This is a genomic window from Sinomonas albida (assembly GCF_004919045.1).
Taxonomy (GTDB): Bacteria; Actinomycetota; Actinomycetes; order Actinomycetales; family Micrococcaceae; genus Sinomonas; species Sinomonas albida.
Genome location: NZ_SWDW01000009.1, coordinates 83767 through 101097 on the forward strand (window position 1 = coordinate 83767; position 17331 = coordinate 101097).

Here is a 17331-nt window from a genome sequence, read left to right on the forward strand (position 1 = left end):
GGCGGAGGCCGGAGCTTGTCCCGCTGCCGCTCGGCGCCTCCGGGGAGGGGGGCGTCTGTGCGGCGTCGGACATAAGGTCAGGCTACCCGAACGGTGCGTGGTTTACTGGTCCGGTGCGGCCATCGGCCGCTTAGGCAAACCCGGCATGAGGGACGGTTGAGTGTGGCACAGACGCAGTCGTCGTGGCGACCCACGCCGCAGCGGGACAGCCTCGGCCCCCTGACCGGTCTGCGCGACTTCGTCGACCGGCTCGCGGCCTCGTCGCCGGCCCGGCTCGCGCTCCTCTCGTTCTCCGGCGTCATTCTGGTCTTCACGCTCATCCTGTCGCTCCCGTTCTCGTCCGCGGAAGGGCAGTTCACTCCCCTGCATGAGGCGCTCTTCACGGCCACCTCGGCCGTGTGCGTCACGGGCCTCACGGTGGTCTCGACGGCCGCGCATTGGTCGGCGTTCGGGCACGTGATGATCCTCATCGCGATCCAGGTGGGCGGCTTGGGCATCCTGACCCTCGCGTCCGTGCTCTCGCTCGCGGTGAGCCGGCGGCTCGGCGTCCGCGGCAAGCTGATCGCGCGCGAGGCCATGAACAACGCGGGCCGCCTCGGCGAAGTCGGCGGGCTCCTGCGCGTGGTCGTCGCGACGTCCGCCGTGGTGGAGGCGGTCCTGACCCTGTTCCTCGCGCCAGCGTTCATGGCCCGGGGCGAGAACTTCGGCGAGGCCCTGTGGCACGGCGTCTTCTACGCCATCTCGTCCTTCAACAATGCCGGCTTCACGCCCCACAGCGACGGCGTAGTGCCGTACCAGAACGACCTCTGGATCCTCGTGCCCCTCATGGTCGGCGGCTTCGTGGGCAGCCTCGGCTTCCCGGTCCTCATGGTGTTCCTCCGATTCAAGGGGCGCGTGCGGCTGTGGACGCTCCACGCGAAGCTCACGGTGGTCGTCTCGCTCATCCTCGTGGTGGTCGGCGCGTTCCTGTGGGGAGCCATGGAGTGGAACAACACGAGGACGATCGGCGGCATGGCCCCGGGCGAGAAGATGGTCCAGGCGGTGTTCGCCTCCGTCATGACCCGATCTCTCGGGTTCAACCTCGTGGACATGAACCACCTCACGCCGTCCACGCTCCTGCTCTCCGACGCACTCATGTTCGCGGGCGGCGGCTCGGCGTCGACCGCGGGCGGCATCAAGGTGACCACGGTCGCCGTCATGTTCCTTGCGATCGTCGCCGAGGCGCGCGGCGACCGCGACGTCCGCGCCTACGGCCGCACCATCCCCCAGGGCGTCATGCGAGTCGCCATCAGCGTCATCGTCCTTGCGGCCACGCTCATCATGATCGCGTGCTCGATCCTCCTGGCGATCTCGGGCGAGAGCCTAGACCGCGTACTCTTCGACTCGATCTCCGCGTTCGCCACGGTCGGTCTCAGCACCGGCCTCACGTCTGAACTGCCGCCCGCCGGTGTGTACGTCCTCACCGCGCTCATGTTCTTCGGCCGCGTCGGCACGATCACGATGGCCACCGCCCTGGCCCTCCGCCAGCGCAGCACCCTGTTCCACTATCCGGAAGAAAGGCCGATCATTGGCTGACAAGAACCCCCCGGGCCGGCCGAATCCGAACGCGCCGGTGCTCGTGATCGGCCTCGGCCGGTTCGGCTCGGCGACCGCCCAGCAGCTCGTGAAGCAGGGCCGCGAGGTGCTCGCGATCGAGCGGGACCAGGAGCTCGTCGAGACGTGGGCGCCCGTGCTCACGCACGCGGTTCAGGCCGACGCGACGAACGTCGAGGTGCTGCGGCAGCTCGGCGCGCAGGAGTTCCAGTCGGCGGTGGTCGGCGTCGGGACGTCGATCGAGTCCTCGGTGCTGATCACGGCGAATCTCGTGGACCTCGGGATCGACCATGTGTGGGCCAAGGCCATCACGCCGTCGCACGGGAAGATCCTGTCCCGCATCGGCGCGAACCACGTCATCTACCCCGAGGCCGACGCCGGCGTCCGCACCGCCCACCTCGTGAGCGGGCGCATGCTCGACTTCATCGAGTTCGACGACGACTTCGCGATCGTCAAGATGTACCCGCCCAAGGAGACGCAGGGCTTCACCCTCGCCGAGTCGCAGGTGCGGGCGAAGTACGGCGTCACCGTGGTCGGCGTGAAGAGCCCGGGCGAGGACTTCACCTACGCCCAGCCGCACACGAAGGTCAGCAGCCGCGACATGCTCATCGTCTCGGGGCACGTGGACCTCCTCGAGCGCTTCGCCGCGCGTCCGTAGCACTCCGCCCGAAGGACGAACGACGGCGCCGCGCGGCTCCGCGTGGCCGTCACCTTCCACCGGGCGTGCCGACCTCCCCAGCTTTCAGGCGTACGACGGCGCGACACACCGGTGATTCGGTGCCCAACCTCAACCGGTCAATGCGCCGCCGGTTGACGCCTAAAGCTGGGGAAGCCGCTGCGTCTCCCGCCGCTCCGACGCCCTATTCCAGAGGGCACGGAGCGACTCGGCGACTCGCTCCGGTTCAGCTAGGTGCGGCGGATCGAGGTGGTGCCGATCGGGAAACTCCTCCCTGCGGAAATCCGGGAAGACGCCAGCGAGTTTGGTCGCGATCTCGCCGAATTCGTCCTGGTTCGAGAGGCCGCCCAGGGCGTAATACACCGGCTTGCCGAAAGCAGCGAGCGCGGACCGGTCGAGGTCGTGAGCCAGGCAGGCCCCGACGATCGCGTGGATTCCGGCCGGACGATTGGCCACCCACGGGGGCGGCGGCGCGGACGGATCGAACGGCGGGCTGACCTCGGCCCCCGGCCCGACGTGCAGACCGAGGAAGGCCGGCAGGAACTCGAACGGCGGCAGGGACTCGAGCGCCCTCAGCCGCTCCCAGTGGGCGCGATGGGCGTCGGTCCAGCCCCAGTTCCCGGCCCAGGCGGGCTCCACGAGGGCCAAGCTCTCGAGCCGCTCGGGGCGTGCAGCCGCGAACGCGAGCGCGGACGCGCCGCCGCCCGAGTACCCCACGAGGTGGAACGTATCCCAGCCGCGCGTATCGGCCGCGCGAAGCACTCCGTCGATCTCGGTGCCGAGGTCGTAGCCCGGCGGCGGAGTCGCGCCGGAGAAGACCTCGAGGTCTTTCACGGCGGCTTCCACGGGCGGGCCACTGGCCTCGAGTGCGGCGAGCAGGGCGGAGAACTCGAGTTCGGCGGGCAGTCCGCCGCCGGCGATGAGAAGGACCCGTTCCATGGCTAGGCCACCCTTTCGGTGTGAGTGTGCGCGTCGTTCCACAGCGCCAGCAGCGACGCCGCAACGCGGTCCGGCTCGACCCGATGCGGCGGGTCGAAGTGGTGGCGGCCCGCGAAGACCTCGAGGCGGAAGTCCGGGAAGACGGCGGAGAGCCGCTCGGCGACCTCGCCGTAGTCGTCGGGATTGGACAGCGCGCAGAGCGCGAAATACACGGGCTTCTGGAACCTCGCAAGCGACGCGCGGTCGAGGTCGTAGGTCTCGAACGTGCGGATGAACGCCCGGATACCGGCGGGCCGCAGGGCCATCCAGGCCGGTTGCTCGCCGCCGCCCGTCGGCAGGCCAGTCGTCACGCCGGGCCGCACGCCGAGCCGTACGAACCGCGCCATGAACTCGTCCGGCGGCAGCCCGTCAAGCTCCCGATACTGTGCCCAGAGCGCGCGATGGGCCTCGCTCCAGCCCCAGTTCCCCGCCCAGGGCGGCTCGAGCAGGGCGAGGCTCGCGAGCCGTTCCGGATGCTTCGCGGCGAAGGCGAGCGCCGAGGCTCCACCGCCGGAGTACCCCACGAGGTGGAACGTGTCCCAGCCCCGCGACTCAACCTCGCGGAGCACCCCATGGATCTCGGTGTCGAGGCTGTAGTCCGAGGGCGGCGTGGGGCGCGCGTAGACCTCGAGGTCCTTCGCGACTGCCTCGACGCTGTGGTCGCCCTGGGCGGCGGCGCCCATGGCCGCGATGAGGGCCCCGTAGGCGAGGCCTGCGGGAAGCACGCTCCCTGGCAGGAGGATGACGCGGTGCCTTGGCTGCTCGATGTCCATGGCTCCAGCGTGCGCGCGCCGCCAGGCCGGGGGCATCGCGCAAACGCGCTATCTTGTGCGGTGGTCTGTGCCCTGCGCGCGGCGCGGTCCATGATCGTTGCATGACACCGCCGCTGCGCCTCGCCGAGTTCATCGCAGCCATTTCGCTCGCGACGGATCTCGGCATGGGACAGCCGCTCGAGCAGGGCCTCCGGACGTGCCTCGTGGCCCTCGAACTCGCGGACTCCACAGGGGCGTCGCCTGAGACCCACGCCGAGGTCTACTACACCGCGCTCCTGCGCTTCCTCGGCTGCACCGCTGACGCGCACGAGTCGGCCGAGCTGAGCGGCGACGACATCGCGCTCCGGGCCGCGATTGCCCCGGTGCTCGGCGCCTCCCCGGTCCGGCTGCTCCGCACGGTCCTCCCCGCCGTGGGAGCGGAGTTCCCGGCGGGGCGTCGGGCGGCGCTCCGGGCAGGCTTCCTCGCGACCGGCCCGTCGAGAATGCGAGCGGGCGTGCGCGCGCACTGCGAGGCCGCGGAAATGCTCGCCCTTCGCCTCGAGATCGCGCAGGGCACGCGTGCGGCCCTCGCCGCAGCGTTCGAACAATGGGACGGACGCGGCTTCCCGGATGGCCTGCGTTCGGAGGCCATCCCGCTCCCGGCGAGGATCGTCGCCGTCGCCCGTGACGTCGAAGTGATCGCACGCCTCGGCGGGCGGGACGCGGTCGCCGACGCCCTCCGGCAGCGGGCGGGGCACGCCTACGACCCCAGGCTCGCTGCCGCCGCCCTCGCGCACCTCGATGGGCTGCTTGAGGCCGCGCAGGCCGAGCAGCCTTGGGACGCCGTGCTCGCGCGCGAGCCGCTGCCCGTCGCCGAGATCCGCGCCGACCGGCTCGACACCGTCCTCGCGGTCTTCGCCGACTTCGCCGACCTCAAGGACCCAGTCCGCGCCGGTTTCTCACGAGACGTAGCCCTCCTCGCGGCCGGAGCGCATCCCGACGAGGGCCCGTTGCTCGCCCGCACGGGGCTCGCCGAGGACCTCGGGCGCGTAGCCGTCCCGAGCAGGTTCGACGGCGGGCGGCTCGGCTCGCCCGCGCACTACGAGCGGCTACGGCTCCATCCCTACTACAGCGAGCGGATCCTCTCCCGCGTGCGGACGACGGCGCCGCTCGCCAAGCTTGCCAGCCTTCACCACGAGCGCCTGGACGGCTCGGGCTACTACCGGGGTTCCGCGGGCCCGGAGCTCCCCTGGGAAGCGCGCGTGCTCGCTGCGGCCGACGCGTTCCGCGAGCTCCTCCTCGAGGTACCCGGCCGCCCCGCCCGCACGCTGGCCCAGGCGGCCGACGTGCTCGCCTCCCTCGTCCCCGGGCGGCTCGATCGCGACGCAGTCGACGCCGTGCTCGCCGCCGCGGGTGTCCGCGACCGCCGGACCCGGCCCGCGTGGCCCGCGGGCCTCACCGAGCGCGAGGTTGAAGTGCTGCGGCTCATCTGCCGGGGAGCCACCAAGAAGGACGTCGCGGTGGCCCTGACCATCTCGCCCAGCACGGCCGACCACCACATCCGCCACATCTACGCCAAGATCGGCGTCTCTTCCCGCGCTGCGGCGACCCTCTTCGCCGTCGAACGCGACCTCCTGTAGACCCGCGCCCAGCCCAGCCGCCCGGTCAGCCCAGCCGCCCGGTCAGCCGAGCTCGTGCGTGATGTCCTTCGAACGCTCGGCGGCGGCCCGCGCGCCGTCGGCGATGATGCCGGGGAGGCCGCGCTCGTCGAACGTCGCGATGGCGCGCTCCGTCGTGCCGTTGGGGCTGGTCACGGCGCGGCGAAGGGCCGCGGGATCCGCGCCCGGCTCGGCGAGCATGAAGCCCGCTCCGACCACCGTCTCGCGGGCCAGCCTGAGCGACAGCTCCGGGTCCAGGCCCAGGCGAGCGCCGGCGTCGGCCATCGCTTCGGCGAGGTAGAACGCGTAGGCCGGCCCGGAGCCGCTCACAGCGCTCACCGCGTCGACCTGTTCCTCGGGGACCTCGACCACGAGGCCCAGGCCTTCGAAGAGGCCCTTGACCCACTCGAGCTGATCGCGCGTGGCGTTCGTCCCTCCCGAGACGGAGACGACGCCGCGGCCCAGACGGGCGGGGGTGTTCGGCATCGTGCGGATCACCGGCTGCCCCGCGGGCAGCGAGCGCTCGAGCTGTTCGATGGAGACCGCGGCCGCCACGCTCACCACCACAGACTGCGGCGGAAGGCTCGCGGCGATCTCCGCCGCGAGGGCGGTGACCCCCACCGGCTTGACGCCGATGATCACGAGCGAGGATCCGCGCACGGCCTGCTGGTTGGCGTCGTCCTCTTCGTTCGTCGCCATGACGGTCACGCCGTATCGCTTGGCGAGCTCCTCGGCGCGCTCCCGGCGACGCACCGTCGCGGTGATGTCGGTCTTGGCCACGCCGGCCGCTAGGAGCCCCGCCATGATGGCTTCATTCATGGACCCGCAGCCGAGGAAGGCGATCTTGTTGCTCATGTGTCCATCCTGCCAGCCGAGGGCTTGGGCGTGCATTCCCAGCTTCTTCCCATGTTCGGCTGGGGTTCCTCCCAACTAGCCTCCCTAGAGTTGGTGGTACCTCACAGGGTGCGAGTGATGGAGCGACTGCTTCCCCCAAGCAGTCGCACGGCGCTGGCAGTTGCGGATCATGGTCCCCCACCTTCCCCGCGGCTGCCAGCGCCTTACTCGTTTAAAAGAGCCAGCGCCTTCGTTTTAAGAAGCCAGGGCCTTGCTCGTTAAGGCATGTCGCAGCGTGCCTTGCCGCGGCAGCACTCGGTCTGCGGCGGCGCGCCAAGGCTGGCCTGACGCTCACCCCAAGAACCGGAGCTCTGGCTACAGCGTGCGCTGCTCCGCGGCGCTGCGCTCGGCAGAGCGCTCGGCGGAGCGCTCGGGCCGGGCGAACTGCCCAAGGTGCAGGCGCGCGAAGTCGAGCGCGGTCGCGAGCATCTCCTCGCGCTCCCCCGCCACCCGCGCCTTGCGCGTGCTGACCTCGGTGACCACCACGCCGTCGAACGCCGAGTCCGCGAGGTACTGGAGGCACTCGGCGACCCGCTGCGTGCCTTGGCCGGGCAGGAGATGCTCGTCGCGGAACGATGCCCCGGATCCATCCGTCAGGTGGATGTGGCGCAGGGAGTCGCCGAGCGATTTGAACGCCTCGAGGCTGTCCTCGCGGGCCGTCGCCGCGTGGGAGAAGTCCCACGTCACGTCCTGATAGCCCTGGCCTACCGGGTCCCAGTGCGGGAGGTACGCGCGGGTCTCGCGCCCGCGGACCCGCCACGGGTACATGTTCTCCACCGCGATGTGGACCTCGTACTCCTCGGCGAGATCACGGATGCCGATCGCGAAGCCATCCGCGTAGCCGGCCTGCCAACGGAACGGCGGGTGCACCACCACGGTGTCGCAGCCCACCTCGCGCGCCATCTCGCAGGAGCGTCGGATCTTTGTCCACGCGCCGCCCCAGACCTGCTGCGTGAGCAGGAGAGTCGGCGCATGGATGGACACGATCGGCTGGTCGTAGCGCTCGGAGAGCTGGATGAGGGCATCCGGCTCCTGGCTCGTCGAGTTGTTCGTGACCATGACCTCGACGCCGTCATAGCCGAGGTCCGCCGCGCACGCGAACGCGTCGTGGACGCTGAGCGGGTACACGGAAGCGCTCGAGAGCCCGACGGGCACCTCGGGCACGTCGGCGGACTGGCGCCACTCCGGGAACGGCCCGATCATGGCCGGCTCCCCACGGGGTGCTCCTTCACGCTCCGCCTCCGCTCGCTCTCGATGGGCCGTATATGTTCGGGCGGCGCGAGCGGCCCGTCGAAGATGAGCTGATCGAGCCGGCGCAGGATGAGCCCCTCGCGGAGGGCCCAGGGGCAGATCTCGAGCTCCGGGGTTTCGAACAGCTCCATGGCGGCCTCGGCCACGAGGGCACCCGCGAGCAGCTGCGGGGCGCGGGCTTCCGAGACGCCGGGCAGATGGACCCGGTCGCCGGCCGACATCGCCGAGATGCGCTGGGCCCACAGCCCAAGGTCGGTGCGTTCGAGCACCCGCCGCACGTACGGTCCGGCCCCGCTCGGCGCCGAGCCCGCGATGCGGGCGAGCGATCGGAACGTCTTCGAAGTGCCCGTGACGAGCCGCGGCCTGCCGACCTCGCGGAAGCCCCGCACCACCGGCTTGAGCGTCGCGCGGATGTAGCGCCGCAGCTCCTTGACGCTCTTCGCGGTGGGCGGATCTTCGGGCAGCCAGTCGCGCGTGAGGCGCTGGGCCCCGAGGGGAACGGACTGCGCGATGTCGGGGAGCGAATCGTTCCCCATGGCCATCTCGAAGGATCCGCCGCCGATGTCCAGCGAGAGCAGCGTCCCCGCGCCCCAGCCGTACCAGCGGCGGACCGCAAAGAATGTCATCGCCGCTTCTTCGCTGCCCGTGAGCTCCTGGAGCGTCACGTTCGCCTCGCGCTGGATGCGCTCGATCACTTCCTCGCCGTTTGCCGCCTCCCGAATGGCGGAGGTGCAGAAGGCCAAGAGGTCCTCGGCGTCGTGCCGGCCCGCGAAGGCCCACGCCTCAAGGACGAAGTCGAGGAGTTCGCGCTGGCCCTGCTCGCTGATGCTGCCGTCCCGCTCGAGGTGCTTGACGAGCGAAAGCGGGCGCTTGTGCGAGGCGAAGGCGACAGGCTGTGCGCCGGGATGGGCGTCCACCAAGAGCAGGTGCACGGTGTTCGAACCAATGTCGAGGACGCCTAGACGCATGAGCCCATTATTCCCCGGTCTCCCCGTTGGCAAGTTCCTCGGGCGAGGCGGGCCTGAAATCCCTGAGGACGGCCGCGACGTGCTCCTGGCTGAGCTCGAAGCCGAAGGCAGCGCCCGGATTGAGCACGAGCCCGAGTTCGTCGCCGAGGTTTTGGAGGAGCACGGCCCCCTGCGTCGTGACGACGTTCGGCGCGTGCTCGAGGAAGTCCGGCCGGATCCGCGCGCGGTCCGTGAACGCCGCGACGAGCGGCTTCCCGTCGGCGTTCGTGAGCACGAGCGGCTCCACGTACTCCGTCTGGCCCGGAACCGGCTCCGGCACCACGAGGCACACGACGCTGTTGAGGAACGCGAGCACCGAGCTGCGCCCGTCGCCCTCCGTGCCGGATTCGGTCGCCGCCCGAAGGGCTTCCTCGAGCGGATTGAGCGGCGTCGGGTCCAGGTGCTCATCGGACGACGGCGCGTTCTCGCCTTGGGGGTTCACGTCCGCTTGGGGGTTAAGGTCTTCGGTCACTTGGCACTCGCTTTCGCTCGGGTGCCGCCGCCGCCCGACCGGCGCGCGGGCCGCTTCACAGGACCCTTTGCACGCTTCTCGGCGAGCAGCTCGACCGCGCGTTCACGCGTGAGCTCCTCGATCGGGGTGGCGCGCGGCACAGTGATGTTCGTGACGCCGTCCGTGATGTAGGGGCCGAAGCGGCCTTCCTTCACCACGATCGGCTTTCCGGACTCGGGGTCGTCGCCGAACTCGGCGAGCGGCGCTGCGGCCGTACGGCCGCCCCGGGTCTTGGGCTGAGCGTAGATCTTGAGGGCTTCCTCGAGGGTGATCGTGAAGATCTCCTCCTCGCTGCCGATCGAGCGTGAATCCGTGCCCTTCTTGAGGTACGGCCCGAAGCGCCCGTTCTGGACGGTGATCACGTTGCCCTCCTCGTCCTTGCCCAGGGCACGCGGGAGGCTCATGAGCTTGAGCGCGTCGTCGAGCGTGACGGTCTCGATGCTCATCGACTTGAACAGCGACGCCGTTCGCGGCTTGACCTTGACGGGCTTCTTCGGGGGCTTCGGCTTGCCGTTCTTGTAGTACTCGACGGGCTGAGCGGCGAGCTGCTCGGGGGTCGGCTCGGCGATGAGCTCCGTGACGTACGCGCCGTAGCGGCCGTTCTTCGCGACCACGGTGTGGCCGGTGAGCGGATCGGTTCCGAGCACGTGCTCCTCGGGGCCAGCGCTCTCCATGAGCTCAAGGGCCTTCTCCGCCGTGAGCTCGTCCGGCGCGAGGTCCTCGGGGACGTTCGCCCTCTCAGGGGCCGTGCCCTCGGGGGCGTCGGGGGGAAGGGGCTTCTCGAGGTACGGGCCGTACTTGCCCACGCGCAGCACGATGCCGGGCGCGATCTCGACCGAGTTGACCTCACGCGCGTCGATCTCGCCGAGGCCATTGACGATCGTCGTGAGCCCAGGCTTGCCCTCGGCCCCGAAGTAGAACGCGCTGAGCCAGTCCGAGCCGGCCTGCTCGCCAGCGGCGATGCGGTCGAGATCCTCTTCCATCTCCGCCGTGAAGTCGTAGTCCACGTAGTCGTGGAAGTACTCCTCGAGGAGGCGGACCACCGAGAACGCGATCCAGCTCGGCACGAGGGCGTTTCCTCGCGTGCGGACGTAACCGCGATCCATGATCGTGGAGATCGTCGCCGCGTACGTGGACGGGCGGCCGATCCCGCGCTCCTCGAGGGTCTTGACGAGCGACGCCTCGGTGTACCGCGGGGGCGGCGACGTCTGGTGGCCGTTGGCGGCGAGCTCGAGGGCATCCAGCGCCTGGCCCTTGGCGAGCGCCGGCAGGCGACCGCCCTCGCCGCCTCGACCGGCCGAACCGGACTCGGTGTCTTCGCGGACCTCGTCGCGGCCCTCCTCGTACGCGGCGAGGAAGCCGCGGAACGTGATGACCGTGCCCGACGCGGTGAACTCGGCGTCGCGGCCCTGAGCCTCGCCGGTCGTGGCGACCGCGCCGAGGCGCACCGTCGCGGTCGAGCCCTTGGCGTCCTCCATCTGCGACGCGACGGTGCGCTTCCAGATGAGCTCGTAGAGCCGGAACTCGTCGCCACGGAGCTCCTTCGCGACCTGCGCCGGCGTTCGGAACGAGTCGCCGGCGGGGCGGATGGCCTCGTGGGCTTCCTGCGCGTTCTTGGCCTTCGAGGCGTAGACGCGCGAGCGGGACGGGATGAAGTCCGGCCCATACAGCTCCGATGCCTGGCGGCGGGCCGCGCCGACGGCCTGGTCGCTCAGCGCCGTCGAGTCGGTACGCATATACGTGATGTAGCCGTTCTCATACAGCCGCTGGGCCACCTGCATGGTCACGCGAGCCGAGAAGCGCAGCTTGCGGGCCGCCTCCTGCTGGAGCGTCGACGTGGTGAAGGGGGCGGCCGGGCGCCGAGTGTACGGCTTCTCCTCGACTGAGCGGACCGAGAAGGCGGCGTTCTCGAGGCCAGCCGCGAGGGCGCGGGCGGTGGCCTCGTCGAGGAGCACGGCGTTCTTGGCGGTCAGGCGGCCGCGATCGTCGAAGTCGCGCCCCGAAGCGACCTTCTTGCCATCCACGAGCGCGAGGCGGGCTTGGAAGCTCTGGCCCGCGCCGCCGTCGTCCGCTGCTGCGCCCTGCGCCTGCGGCGCCAAGGTCGCGAGGAGATCCCAATAGTCCGCGGTGCGGAACGCCATGCGTTCGCGCTCGCGCTCGACGACGAGGCGCGTCGCGACGGACTGCACGCGGCCCGCGGAGAGGCCGCTGGCGATCTTGCGCCACAGGACCGGGGAAATCTCGTAGCCGTAGAGGCGGTCGAGTACGCGGCGCGTCTCCTGCGCGTCGACGAGGGATTCGTCGACGTCGCGAAGCTCAGCCATGGCCCGCTGGATCGCTTCCTTCGTGATCTCCGGGAACGTGAGGCGGTGCACCGGGACCTTGGGCTTGAGGACCTCGAGGAGGTGCCACGCGATGGCCTCGCCCTCGCGATCACCATCGGTAGCCAGGTAGAGCTCGTCGGCTTCCTTGAGCTTGGCCTTGAGTTCGGCGACCTTCTTCCGCTTCTCCGGGGACACGACGTAATACGGCTCGAATCCGTTGTCGATGTCCACCGCGAACTTGCCCACGGAGGTCTTCTTCAGCTCCGTCGGCAGGTCCGACGGCTGCGGCAGGTCTCGGATGTGGCCCATTGACGCGTCGACCTCGAAGCCCGCGCCCAAGTACTGGGCGATGGTCTTGCTCTTGGCCGGCGACTCCACGATCACGAGCTTCTTGCCGGTTTTAGCCTTCGTGGCCACGCTACTCCTCAAGACAAAGGTGGGTGCAGGCAATCGGCATGCCAAGCCGATCGACGACGACGCCGCGACGCCGCACCACCCTGGTGCCGACGCGCAAGTCCCTAGTTCACCATACGATGGCGCGGGATGCGCAAGTGCCGCGGGTCGATTGCGGACGCGTCCGACCCACCACAGGTCCCCGCAAAGGCAGGCCCAGTCCGATGGCCCTCAGGCCGCGCTAGGCGGTCGATTCGAGCGCGCTGACGTCGCCCGCGTCCTGACCGCCGACTGCTTCCGGCGCGTCGAGAGCGGCACTCACGGTCGAAGCGTTCTCGACGCTTGGCGTGGAGGGAGCCTTCGCACCGGATCGGCGCGGGGCCGCCTTGCGGGCGCTCTCGGCCGCCTCGCGCACCTCCGGGAGCATCGACCACAGGACATACATGCGCTCGGTCTCCGGCACAGTGCCGCCCACCTCGTCGGCCTCCTCCGTGGCGCGGTCGAACTCGTCGAGGAGCTCCGACATGCGGCGCTTGAACTCGTCGCGCTGCGCAAGGCTGAGCTTGAGCACGTTTCCGGAGACCATCATGACCGGAGATTCATCGGGCTCGCCCCGGCGTCGCGCCGATTCACGGTGCTTTGCGTGGCTCGCAATCCGCTTCCGCAGCGAGTCGAGTTCCATGTCCACGATCGCGAGACCGGGCGTCTGGCCGGTCGTCGACGTATCGAGGTTGAGGTCCGTCCCCGCCGCCTTCCAACGGCGCTCGCGACCGTCGCCGTCGTTCGGCGCGTCGACCACGATGCCCCACTTCTTGAGTGCGCGGAGGTGATAGCTCATGGCGCTCGGCGTCAGCCCGGTGAACGACGCGAGCTCGGTGGCGGTCCAGCTCTTCTGGCTTGAGTACAGCTCGTTGATCGCCGCGAGACGGGCTCCGTGAGCGAGGGCGCGAATGGCCTTGGGGTCCGTGATCCGCACGGGATTCTCGGTGCGGGGACTGCGCTTCTTGTCGGTCATGTGCTTCTTACTTCGTGGGGTGTGGCTGTTATTTACGCCACATCTCTTCAAGGATGTCAAACTATGCCTTCACAAGGAACCCGTCGGCAGTCAATTCGCGGATCTCGCGGAGAAGCGTCTCCCTGAATTCGGGTTCGTCGCGGTCCAGAAGTGCCGCGAGGGCGGCGGCGATCTGCCCCGCCGCGAGCTCGCCGTCACACGCCGAGACGAACCCTGCCTGCTCCGTACTGAGGAGCGCGGTCCGCCGGAAGCCCGCCCCCTGCCGAAGGAGTATCACCCCCGGATGCTCTGCGCCCGGTCGCTGATGCCGCTCCTCCGTGACGTCCTCCGCCACGGTGAGATGTGCGTCAGCAAAGCCGGAGTCCCCGAGACCCGCGAGCCAGTCTGCCCGCTCAACGGCGCTCTGCCAGTGGGGCCCGATCGGCTGCTCAATCGGATGCGTGAGCTCCTCGAACCGGTCGAGCCGTGCCTGCTCCCCACTCGGACGGCGGAACCACATGAGGCCAAAGCCGATGCCGCTCGTCTCCCGCGACGCGAAGTCGTCGAGATACGCCCCATACCTACGGGCGTATTCGGCGTCGTCGCGGTTCTCGGACGCGTCGTGCAGCCACGTCTCGGCGTACTGCTCGGGGCCGATGAGCTCCCTCTGCAGGATCCAGGCGTCGAGGTCGCCCGGGACCCACCGCCGGACCCGCGTGTGCCACGGTTCCTCGCCGTGCACCTCCCAGTTGCCGAGCAGCTGAGCGGTCCCGCCCTCGGCGAGAACATCCCCGAGGCTCGAGACCAGGCCAGATACGAGCTGGTCCCCCGGCAGCCCGCCATCTCGGTACGTGTACTGGTCCGCGGCGGTCTCCCCTGACTGTCGCGGCGTGATGACGAAGGGAGGGTTGGAGACCACGAGGTCGAAGCGCTCGCCTCGCACAGGCTCGAGCAACGAGCCGAGCCGGAGCTCGACGCGATCCTCGAGGCGCGCCGGATCGAGCGCGAGCACCTCGGCGTTGAGAAGCAGATTGAAGCGCGTGAACGCGAGGGCCCGGGCCGAGATGTCCGTCGCGACGACTCGCCGCGCATGGCGCAGCAGATGGAACGTCTGGATTCCGCATCCCGTCCCGAGATCGAGTGCGGTCTCAACCGGACGCCGCGCCGTGGATTGGACGAGCGTGGCCGAGGCATGGCCGATGCCCAGGACGTGATCCTTGCGGAGCACCCCCGGACGCTGATGCGCCGCGAGGTCCGAGGCGACCCACAGGCGTACCTCTGCCCCGTCCTCCTCCCACGCGTATGGACGGAGGTCGGCTGCGGCTCGAAGCTGGCCGCGCCCGGCCGGCTCGGCGAGCCCAAGCGAAACTAGTCCGCGTGCACCGACGGAGGGGAGCGCCCTATCGAGGGCGGAGGAATCTTCGACGCAGCCCAGGAGGAAGAAGCGCACCACGATGGCGAGCGCCGCCCTCGACCCCGCCTCACCGCCGTCGTCCATCGCGACGCCCTCTGACTGCCCGCCGTCGGGCGCACCGTCTTCGAACTCGGGGGCGCCGGCAAAACGGCCACGCCCTCCGCGCGCCCCGGCGTGGATGACACGCTCGGTTGCGACGAGCGCCGGCACAATCTGGTCTCGCGCCAGCGCCTCGTGGGCCGCCGCCCCCAGGAGCCCCCCGACGCCGTCGACCGTGTAGCCGAGGTCCGCGCAGTCGACGGCGAGCGCATGGAGGAGACCGAAATCGTCCGCTCGCGGCGCATCGGCGACGCTGCCCGGCGCCACGTCTTTAACTGGCGCGTCATGCCCCTCGTCATGCTGGCCCACAGGGGTCTCCTTCAATGGATCGTTGGTGTCCCACCACGCTATCGCGCGAGCACAGCCACAAGGACGGCCACAAGCGGCGATGTGGATAACCAACCGTGGCGAGCAGCTGTGGAGGACTACCGGTGCTTGAATGGCCGCGTGGGGGAACCAACTTTCCGCAGCTCGGTCATCGCGGCGTGCGCGGCAGCCGCGACCGTGCTCTCCGTCGCTGGATGCGCTTACACGTACGAAGGCAAAGGAACCCCGAGACCCTCCGCGTCCACAATCGCGAGCGCCGAGCCTCCCTCCCCCGTCGTCCCGCCTCTCTTGGACGGCTCGGACGCGCAGTCCTGGGGCACATCGGCACTCTCCCGGGCGCCCGGGGTCGCGGGCGCCTCCGCCGTCCTCCAAGGCGTCGGAACCCTCACGCCGCTGTCGGACCGGCACCAGACTCAGATTCGGCTCGATCCGCCGCGCGGGACCTATCAGCTCACCATCGTGTGCCGCGTGGCCGGCACGGTCGACGTCGCCGTCTCGGCGGACGGCAAGACCGAATTCTCGACGAGCTGGACGTGCGGGCTCCCCCACGAAACCTCGCTGAATCTCTCGCCGGATCGCGACTACGAGCTCCGCGTGAGCCTTAATTCGCAGCTCCCGGCCAACTTCGCGTACCGCCTCGACCGGGAATTCCGCGGACAGTCCTGACGTCGCCCTTCAGCGTCTGGCGCCGTGTCTAGCAGCGGTGTCTGGCGCGCCTCACCCTTGCGGCGCATGATCAGAAGTGGGCCACGAGGAGGTGGAGCATGCCGGGACGGCGCCCGCGCCCGCGGTCCCGATCCCTCGGGTCGGGAGCGGCACTCCTCTGCGCAGCGCTGCTCGCCACTGCCCCAATCCTTGCCTCGTGCACGTACTCGTACGACGACGGCCTGCCGCCCCTCGGCGAGCGCGCAACGCCGTCTTCCCCGCCGCAGGAGCGCTTCGTGCCAGGTCCCTCTAACGCCGCGACGGACCCGCCAATCCAAGACTGGACTCCGGACATGGTCACTTCGTGGGCCCTCGCGACGATTCCCGACTCGAACGGGGTCTCGTACTCCTTCGGCTACGGCGTCGCACTCCCGAACGGCCCGGTCCTCGCCACGGCAGCGATTCCGGACGGAACCCTCGTGCTCGAATACTCGTGCCGCGGGGCCAGCACGGGCCACCTGATGCTCTCGGTGGGCGGGGCGGACCTCGTGGACTCCGAGTACGACTGCGGCCGAGTGTGGGTGCACACGATCGTGGTCGAGGACGGCGCCGTCGCCGAGATCCGGGCCACGGCGGCTCACGGCGCTCCGTCCGCCTACGCGTTCAGAATCGTCAAGCGTTGAGCCGTTCGGCCGCACGGGCCGTCTCGGCGCCACGGCTCTCGGCGCCGAGACCCTCATGCGCTGTCCGCTCGCGCACAGTCCCCTCGGGCACAGTCCCCTCGTTCCCGGCGCCCGACGTGTCCGGGCCCGCCGTGTCCGGGGCCGCCGCACAACCGCCGGGGCAGCGCAGATCCTCGGGTCCTGCCGCGCAGTCGGCGCAGAACAGCGTCAGCTGGCGGCACTCCGGGTTGGCGCAGTTGTGGAAGTCACTCGTGGGGCTGTCGCAGCGCGCGCAGCGGCCTAGAGTCGCCGCGTCCTCGCTGAACTCGACGCGCATGCGGCGGTCGAAGACGTAGAGCGAGCCCTCCCACAGGCCCTCGTCCCGGAACTCCTCGCCATAGCGCACGATCCCGCCGTCGAGCTGGTAGACCTCTTGGAACCCGCGCTTGCGCATGAGGGCCGACAGCACCTCACACCGCACTCCGCCCGTGCAGTACGTGACGATCGGCTTGTCCTTGAGTTCGTCGTAGACGCCGGAATCAAGCTCGCGCACGAAGTCTCGCGTCGTCTCGACGTCCGGCACGATCGCGCCCCTGAAGCGTCCGATCTGGGCCTCGAAGCCATTCCTTCCGTCGAAGAAGACGACCTCTCGCCCTTCCTCGCGCCGGGAGTCGACCAGTTCATGAAGTTCGTGCGGACTCAGGTGGGTTCCGCCGCCCACGACGCCGCCGCCGTCGACCGTGAGTTCCTCCGGTGCGCCGAAGGAGACGAGCTCCGGGCGGACCTTGACGCTCAGCCGCGGGAAATCGTCGGCGCCGCCCTCAGACCACTTGACGTCGAGACCGTGGAATCCCGGGTACTCCTTCGTGGTCCGGACATAGCGCTTGACGGCGTCGAGCTCGCCGCCCACGGTCGCGTTGATGCCGTGCTCCGAGACGATGATCCGCCCGCGCAGCCCGAGGCCCTCGCACAGCGCGCGCTGCCACAACCGGACGGCCTCGGGATCGGCCAGCGGAGTGAAGCAGTAGAAAAGGACGATTCGGTGCAGAGCCACCCCTCTAGGGTACTGAGAAGGCGTTGTGGCCCGACGCTCGGGGCCGGATTGCTGAGGGGTGACAGTTCAGTCACAAGGGTTATCAGAAACCACGGGTAC

The 17331-nt window shown here is 69.9% G+C and carries 14 protein-coding genes and 1 pseudogene; 5 read left to right on the forward strand and 10 right to left on the reverse strand.

From position 1 onward, the window contains the following. The first annotated feature begins 162 nt into the window (after window positions 1-162). Complete coding sequence (locus tag E6A26_RS10625; RefSeq protein ID WP_407695376.1) at window positions 163-1575, forward strand: TrkH family potassium uptake protein; 1413 nt, start codon at window positions 163-165, stop codon at window positions 1573-1575. 37 nt (window positions 1576-1612) lie between these two features. After that, window positions 1613-2251 carry a potassium channel family protein gene (locus tag E6A26_RS10630; RefSeq protein ID WP_136611267.1) on the forward strand — a complete coding sequence of 213 codons (639 nt, stop codon included), beginning with the start codon at window positions 1613-1615 and terminating at the stop codon, window positions 2249-2251. Window positions 2252-2410: 159 nt separating this feature from the next. Here E6A26_RS10630 and E6A26_RS10635 read toward each other — a convergent pair whose 3' ends face one another. Together E6A26_RS10635 and E6A26_RS10640 are read right to left on the reverse strand one after the other, a co-directional pair. Beyond that, the gene (locus E6A26_RS10635; protein WP_136611178.1) at window positions 2411-3208 is read right to left on the reverse strand and encodes an alpha/beta fold hydrolase; all 798 of its coding nucleotides are present in this window, start codon (window positions 3206-3208) and stop codon (window positions 2411-2413) included. A 2-nt stretch (window positions 3209-3210) separates the two neighbouring features. Further along, window positions 3211-4020: an alpha/beta fold hydrolase gene (locus E6A26_RS10640; RefSeq protein ID WP_136611179.1), complete on the reverse strand. Its 810-nt coding sequence runs from the start codon at window positions 4018-4020 to the stop codon at window positions 3211-3213. 101 nt (window positions 4021-4121) lie between these two features. Between E6A26_RS10640 and E6A26_RS10645 the strand changes: the two genes are divergently transcribed. Further along, window positions 4122-5639 (forward strand): HD domain-containing phosphohydrolase, encoded by a 1518-nt coding sequence (locus E6A26_RS10645; RefSeq protein ID WP_136611180.1) that lies wholly within the window; start codon window positions 4122-4124, stop codon window positions 5637-5639. Window positions 5640-5681: 42 nt separating this feature from the next. Here the strand turns inward: E6A26_RS10645 and proC are convergent, their stop codons facing one another. The 7 genes from proC to E6A26_RS10680 all read right to left on the reverse strand — a co-directional run bounded on the left by proC (window position 5682) and on the right by E6A26_RS10680 (window position 14853). Further along, window positions 5682-6512: a pyrroline-5-carboxylate reductase gene (gene proC, locus E6A26_RS10650; protein ID WP_136611181.1), complete on the reverse strand. Its 831-nt coding sequence runs from the start codon at window positions 6510-6512 to the stop codon at window positions 5682-5684. Window positions 6513-6866: 354 nt separating this feature from the next. Further along, window positions 6867-7754 carry a sugar phosphate isomerase/epimerase family protein gene (locus E6A26_RS10655; protein ID WP_136611182.1) on the reverse strand — a complete coding sequence of 296 codons (888 nt, stop codon included), beginning with the start codon at window positions 7752-7754 and terminating at the stop codon, window positions 6867-6869. After that, complete coding sequence (locus E6A26_RS10660; protein WP_136611183.1) at window positions 7751-8770, reverse strand: Ppx/GppA phosphatase family protein; 1020 nt, start codon at window positions 8768-8770, stop codon at window positions 7751-7753. The genes E6A26_RS10655 and E6A26_RS10660 overlap by 4 nt, the downstream gene beginning before the upstream one ends. Before the next feature lie 7 nt (window positions 8771-8777). Continuing rightward, window positions 8778-9281 carry an SseB family protein gene (locus E6A26_RS10665; RefSeq protein ID WP_136611184.1) on the reverse strand — a complete coding sequence of 168 codons (504 nt, stop codon included), beginning with the start codon at window positions 9279-9281 and terminating at the stop codon, window positions 8778-8780. Then, complete coding sequence (topA, locus tag E6A26_RS10670) at window positions 9278-12061, reverse strand: type I DNA topoisomerase (protein WP_136611185.1); 2784 nt, start codon at window positions 12059-12061, stop codon at window positions 9278-9280. The genes E6A26_RS10665 and topA overlap by 4 nt, the downstream gene beginning before the upstream one ends. A gap of 217 nt (window positions 12062-12278) precedes the next feature. Next, a complete protein-coding gene (locus E6A26_RS10675) occupies window positions 12279-13052 on the reverse strand; it encodes an ArsR/SmtB family transcription factor (RefSeq protein WP_136611186.1) in 774 nt (257 codons plus the stop codon). Between the two features lie 61 nt (window positions 13053-13113). After that, on the reverse strand, window positions 13114-14853 hold the full coding sequence (locus tag E6A26_RS10680) for a DUF7059 domain-containing protein (RefSeq protein WP_234865353.1): 1740 nt from the start codon (window positions 14851-14853) through the stop codon (window positions 13114-13116). Window positions 14854-14991: 138 nt separating this feature from the next. Here E6A26_RS10680 and E6A26_RS10685 point away from each other — a divergent pair, with 138 nt between their 5' ends. Beyond that, on the forward strand, window positions 14992-15537 hold the full coding sequence (locus E6A26_RS10685) for a hypothetical protein (RefSeq protein WP_136611187.1): 546 nt from the start codon (window positions 14992-14994) through the stop codon (window positions 15535-15537). A gap of 332 nt (window positions 15538-15869) precedes the next feature. Continuing rightward, window positions 15870-16199 (forward strand): hypothetical protein, encoded by a 330-nt coding sequence (locus E6A26_RS10690; RefSeq protein ID WP_136611188.1) that lies wholly within the window; start codon window positions 15870-15872, stop codon window positions 16197-16199. 142 nt (window positions 16200-16341) lie between these two features. Here the strand turns inward: E6A26_RS10690 and trhO are convergent. Beyond that, window positions 16342-17232: pseudogene (trhO, locus tag E6A26_RS10695) on the reverse strand (oxygen-dependent tRNA uridine(34) hydroxylase TrhO); the annotation flags it as partial. Window positions 17233-17331: the final 99 nt, after the last annotated feature.

Bases quoted from the DNA above. Each gene is read 5' to 3' on its own strand.
- E6A26_RS10635 (WP_136611178.1), bottom strand. From the start codon at position 3,208: ATGGAACGGGTCCTTCTCATCGCCGGCGGCGGACTGCCCGCCGAACTC.
- E6A26_RS10640 (WP_136611179.1), bottom strand. From the start codon at position 4,020: ATGGACATCGAGCAGCCAAGGCACCGCGTCATCCTCCTGCCAGGGAGC.
- E6A26_RS10645 (WP_136611180.1), top strand. From the start codon at position 4,122: ATGACACCGCCGCTGCGCCTCGCCGAGTTCATCGCAGCCATTTCGCTC.
- proC (WP_136611181.1), bottom strand. From the start codon at position 6,512: ATGAGCAACAAGATCGCCTTCCTCGGCTGCGGGTCCATGAATGAAGCC.
- E6A26_RS10655 (WP_136611182.1), bottom strand. From the start codon at position 7,754: ATGATCGGGCCGTTCCCGGAGTGGCGCCAGTCCGCCGACGTGCCCGAG.
- E6A26_RS10660 (WP_136611183.1), bottom strand. From the start codon at position 8,770: ATGCGTCTAGGCGTCCTCGACATTGGTTCGAACACCGTGCACCTGCTC.
- E6A26_RS10675 (WP_136611186.1), bottom strand. From the start codon at position 13,052: ATGACCGACAAGAAGCGCAGTCCCCGCACCGAGAATCCCGTGCGGATC.
- E6A26_RS10690 (WP_136611188.1), top strand. From the start codon at position 15,870: ATGGTCACTTCGTGGGCCCTCGCGACGATTCCCGACTCGAACGGGGTC.